Annotated in this window: 3 protein-coding genes and 1 pseudogene; all 4 read left to right on the plus strand. The window is 69.7% G+C overall.

Annotated features, from left to right (window positions below):
• A pseudogene (locus tag ABZ641_RS28005) lies at positions 1-290 on the plus strand (DNA-binding protein); the annotation flags it as partial.
• Between the two features lie 331 nt (positions 291-621).
• A complete protein-coding gene (gene kdpF / locus ABZ641_RS28010; RefSeq protein ID WP_043175966.1) occupies positions 622-711 on the plus strand; it encodes a K(+)-transporting ATPase subunit F in 90 nt (29 codons plus the stop codon).
• A gap of 1 nt (position 712) precedes the next feature.
• Positions 713-2,374, plus strand: coding sequence for a potassium-transporting ATPase subunit KdpA (gene kdpA / locus ABZ641_RS28015; protein ID WP_359986065.1), 1,662 nt, complete (start codon positions 713-715; stop codon positions 2,372-2,374).
• The coding region (gene kdpB / locus ABZ641_RS28020; RefSeq protein ID WP_359986068.1) for a potassium-transporting ATPase subunit KdpB at positions 2,374-4,097 on the plus strand (1,724 nt) is incomplete at its 3' end. The genes kdpA and kdpB, both read left to right, overlap by 1 nt.

A 4,097-nucleotide genomic window follows, 5' to 3' on the forward strand; every position in this document is an offset into this window, starting at 1 on the left:
CGGTCGTCCAGTACGTCCGCGAGTATCGGCGCAACCACCCGCACGAGGCGATCGCGGTGTTCATCCCGGAGTACGTGGTGGGGCACTGGTGGGAGCAACTGCTGCACAACCAGTCGGCGCTGTGGCTCAAGTCCCGACTGCTGTTCACCCCGGGCGTGATGGTGATCAGCGTGCCGTGGCAGTTGTCCTCCGCGCCCCGGGCCGACCGGCCCGCGCGACGGGCGCCGGGGGCGATGCGGCGCGGCGAGCCGGCCCCGGTGCGGGACGTCCCCGAACCCGAGAAGCTCTGAGACCAGCGGTGTCCGGGCCCGGCGCAGCCAGGCTGCCCCGGGCCCGGACACGTTTCGGACGATGTCCGGTCTCGGCCGCGTGACGCCGTCGTCAAGGCGGCGTCAAGGTTTCCGGCCCCGCCGTATGGAGCGTGTCAGGACCCCGTGCGGCCGTCTGACCTGCTGATTGGCTTCCTGTGCCGGCCACCCGCCGGCGTAGTGCGGACCGCGTCGGCCCCGGCCCCGGTCCCTGAGCCACCCAGGTGGAACCCATGGCAGATCTCGTCTTCGTCGGTGTCACGGTCGCCGTGTTCGCCGTCATCGCCCTGATAGCGAAGGGGGTCGAGAAGCTGTGACCGCCGACAACATCGCAGGTCTCATCGTCGCCGTCGCACTCGTCGGCTACCTCGTCGTCGCGCTGATCTACCCGGAGAAGTTCTGACATGAGCTCCACTGCTGCCGGGTGGCTGCAGGCCCTCGCCCTGGTGGGCGCCCTGGCCCTGTGCTACCGCCCTCTCGGCGACTACATCGCCAAGCTCCTGACCACCGCCAAGCACCTCAGAGTCGAACGCGGCCTCTACAGGCTGGTGGGCGTCGAAGGTGACGCCGACCAGCGCTGGCCGGTGTACCTGCGCTCGGTGCTGGCCTTCTCCGCCCTGTCGATCCTCTTCCTCTACGGGCTGATACGCCTCCAGACGCACCTGCTGCTGTCCCTGGGTGTGCCGGAGATGGAGGCACACCAGGCGTGGAACACCGCGGTCTCGTTCACCACCAACACCAACTGGCAGTCCTACAGCGGCGAGTCCGCGATGGGCCACCTGGTGCAGATGGCGGGCCTGGCGGTGCAGAACTTCGTCTCGGCCGCGGTCGGTATCGCGATCGTCGCCGCGCTGATCCGGGGCTTCACCCGCAACCGGACCGACCGGGTCGGCAACTTCTGGGTCGACCTCACCCGCATCGTGCTGCGTCTGCTGCTTCCGCTGTCGATCGTCTTCGCCCTGGTCCTGGTGGCGAACGGTGTGGTGCAGAACTTCCACGGCTTCCACGACCTCGCCACTTTGGGCGGCGGTACCCAGTCGATCCCGGGCGGGCCGGTGGCCTCGCAGGAGGTCATCAAGGAGCTGGGCACCAACGGCGGCGGCTTCTTCAACGCCAACTCGGCGCACCCGTTCGAGAACCCGAACGGCTTCACCAACTGGCTGGAGATCTTCCTGCTGCTGGTGATCTCGTTCTCGCTGCCCCGGACCTTCGGCAGGATGGTCGGCGACCACCGCCAGGGCTACGCGATCGTCGCCGTGATGGCGCTGTTCTGGGTCGCCTCCGCCGCACTGATCACCTTCTTCGAGCACCAACACGCCGGCACCGCGCTGCAGGCCGCGGGCGGGGCGATGGAGGGCAAGGAGCAGCGGTTCGGTGTCGCCGCGTCGAGTCTGTTCGCGGCCTCGACGACGCTGACCTCGACCGGCGCGGTGAACTCCTTCCACGACTCCTTCACGCCGTTCGGCGGCGGTCTGACGGTCTTCAACATGATGCTGGGTGAGATCGCGCCCGGCGGTACCGGCTCGGGCCTGTACGGCATGCTGGTCCTGGCGATCGTCGCGGTGTTCGTGGCGGGTCTGATGGTCGGGCGGACCCCGGAGTACCTGGGCAAGAAGCTCGGCGGCCGGGAGATGAAGTTCGCCTCGCTGTACATCCTGACGACTCCGGCGATCGTGCTGGTCGGCACGGGTGTCGCGATGGCGCTGCCCGGTGAGCGGGCGGGCATGCTCAACAGCGGCCCGCACGGCTTCTCCGAGGTGCTGTACGCCCTCACCTCCGCCGCCAACAACAACGGCTCCGCCTTCGCGGGCATCACCGTGAACACGCCGTGGTACGACACGGCGCTGGGCCTGGCGATGGCGTTCGGCCGGTTCCTGCCGATGGTGTTCGTGCTGGCGCTGGCGGGTTCGCTCGCGCGGCAGCAGCCGGTTCCGGCGAGCGCGGGCACCCTGCCCACCCACAAGCCGCTCTTCGTCGGCCTGCTCTCCGGTGTGGTGCTGATCGTCGTCGGCCTCACCTACTTCCCGGCCCTGGCCCTCGGCCCGATCGCAGAAGGTCTCCACTGATGTCCACCACGCTCACCCCCGCCCCCGCATCGGTCGAGAACGGCGAGGCGCCGCACAGAGTCCGGGGCGGCCTGCTCGACCCGAAGCTGATCGTCTCCTCGCTCCCCGACGCGGTGAAGAAGCTCGACCCGCGGGTGATGGTCAAGAACCCGGTCATGTTCGTGGTCGAGGTCGGCTCGGTCGTCACCACGGTCGCCGCGGTCGCCGACCCGTCGGTGTTCGCCTGGGCGATCACCGCCTGGCTCTGGCTGACCGTCGTCTTCGCCAACCTGGCCGAGGCCGTCGCCGAGGGCCGCGGCAAGGCCCAGGCTGACACCCTGCGCAAGACCAAGACCGACACCATGGCCCGTCGCCTCACCAACTGGCCGGCCTCGCAGGCCGAGGAGGAGGTCTCCGGCACCGCGCTGCGGCTCGGCGACCACGTGGTGGTCGAGGCCGGACAGACCATCCCCGGCGACGGTGACGTCGTCGAGGGCGTCGCCAGCGTGGACGAGTCCGCGATCACCGGCGAGTCCGCACCCGTCATCCGGGAGTCCGGTGGCGACCGCAGCGCGGTCACCGGCGGCACCAAGGTGCTGTCCGACCGGATCGTGGTGAAGATCAGCTCGGAGCCGGGCAAGACCTTCATCGACCGGATGATCGCCCTGGTCGAGGGCGCCGCCCGGCAGAAGACCCCGAACGAGATCGCGCTCAACATCCTGCTGGCCTCGCTGACGATCGTCTTCCTGATCGCCGTGGTCACCCTGCAGCCGATGGCGACCTATGCCGGCGCGCCGCAATCGATGATCGTGCTGGTCGCCCTGATCGTCGCCCTGATCCCGACCACGATCGGCGCGCTGCTCTCCGCGATCGGCATCGCCGGCATGGACCGCCTCGTGCAGCGCAACGTCCTCGCCATGTCCGGCCGGGCCGTCGAGGCCGCGGGCGACGTCAACACGCTGCTGCTGGACAAGACCGGCACCATCACCCTGGGCAACCGGCAGGCCGCCGAATTCCAGCCCGCCACCGGGGTGGAGATCGGCGAACTTGCCGACGCCGCCCAGCTCTCCTCGCTCGCCGACGAGACCCCCGAGGGCCGCTCGATCGTCGTCCTCGCCAAGACCGAGTACGGGCTGCGGGCCCGCGCCCAGGGCGAGCTGGCGCACGCCACCTGGGTCCCCTTCACCGCCCAGACCCGTATGTCCGGCGTCGACGTGGACGGTAAGCAGGTTCGCAAGGGTGCGGCCGGCTCGGTCGCCACCTGGGTGACCGAGAACGGCGGCACGGTCGGTGCCGACGTCGCGCAGCTGGTCGACGGGATCTCCGCTGCGGGTGGCACGCCGCTGGTCGTCGCCGAGAAGGACGGCGGGAAGGCGCCGCGCGTCCTCGGCGTGATCCACCTGAAGGACGTGGTGAAGGAGGGCATGCGGGAGCGGTTCGACGAACTGCGCCGCATGGGCATCAAGACCGTCATGATCACCGGCGACAACCCGCTGACCGCCAAGGCGATCGCCGAGGAGGCCGGGGTGGACGACTTCCTCGCCGAGGCCACGCCCGAGGACAAGATGGCCCTGATCAAGAAGGAGCAGGCCGGCGGCAAGCTCGTCGCGATGACCGGCGACGGCACCAACGACGCCCCCGCGCTGGCCCAGGCCGACGTCGGCGTGGCGATGAACACCGGCACCATGGCGGCCAAGGAGGCCGGCAACATGGTCGACCTGGACTCCAACCCCACCAAGCTGAT

It is taken from the genome of Kitasatospora sp. NPDC007106, assembly GCF_040634455.1.
Lineage (GTDB): Bacteria > Actinomycetota > Actinomycetes > Streptomycetales > Streptomycetaceae > Kitasatospora > Kitasatospora arboriphila.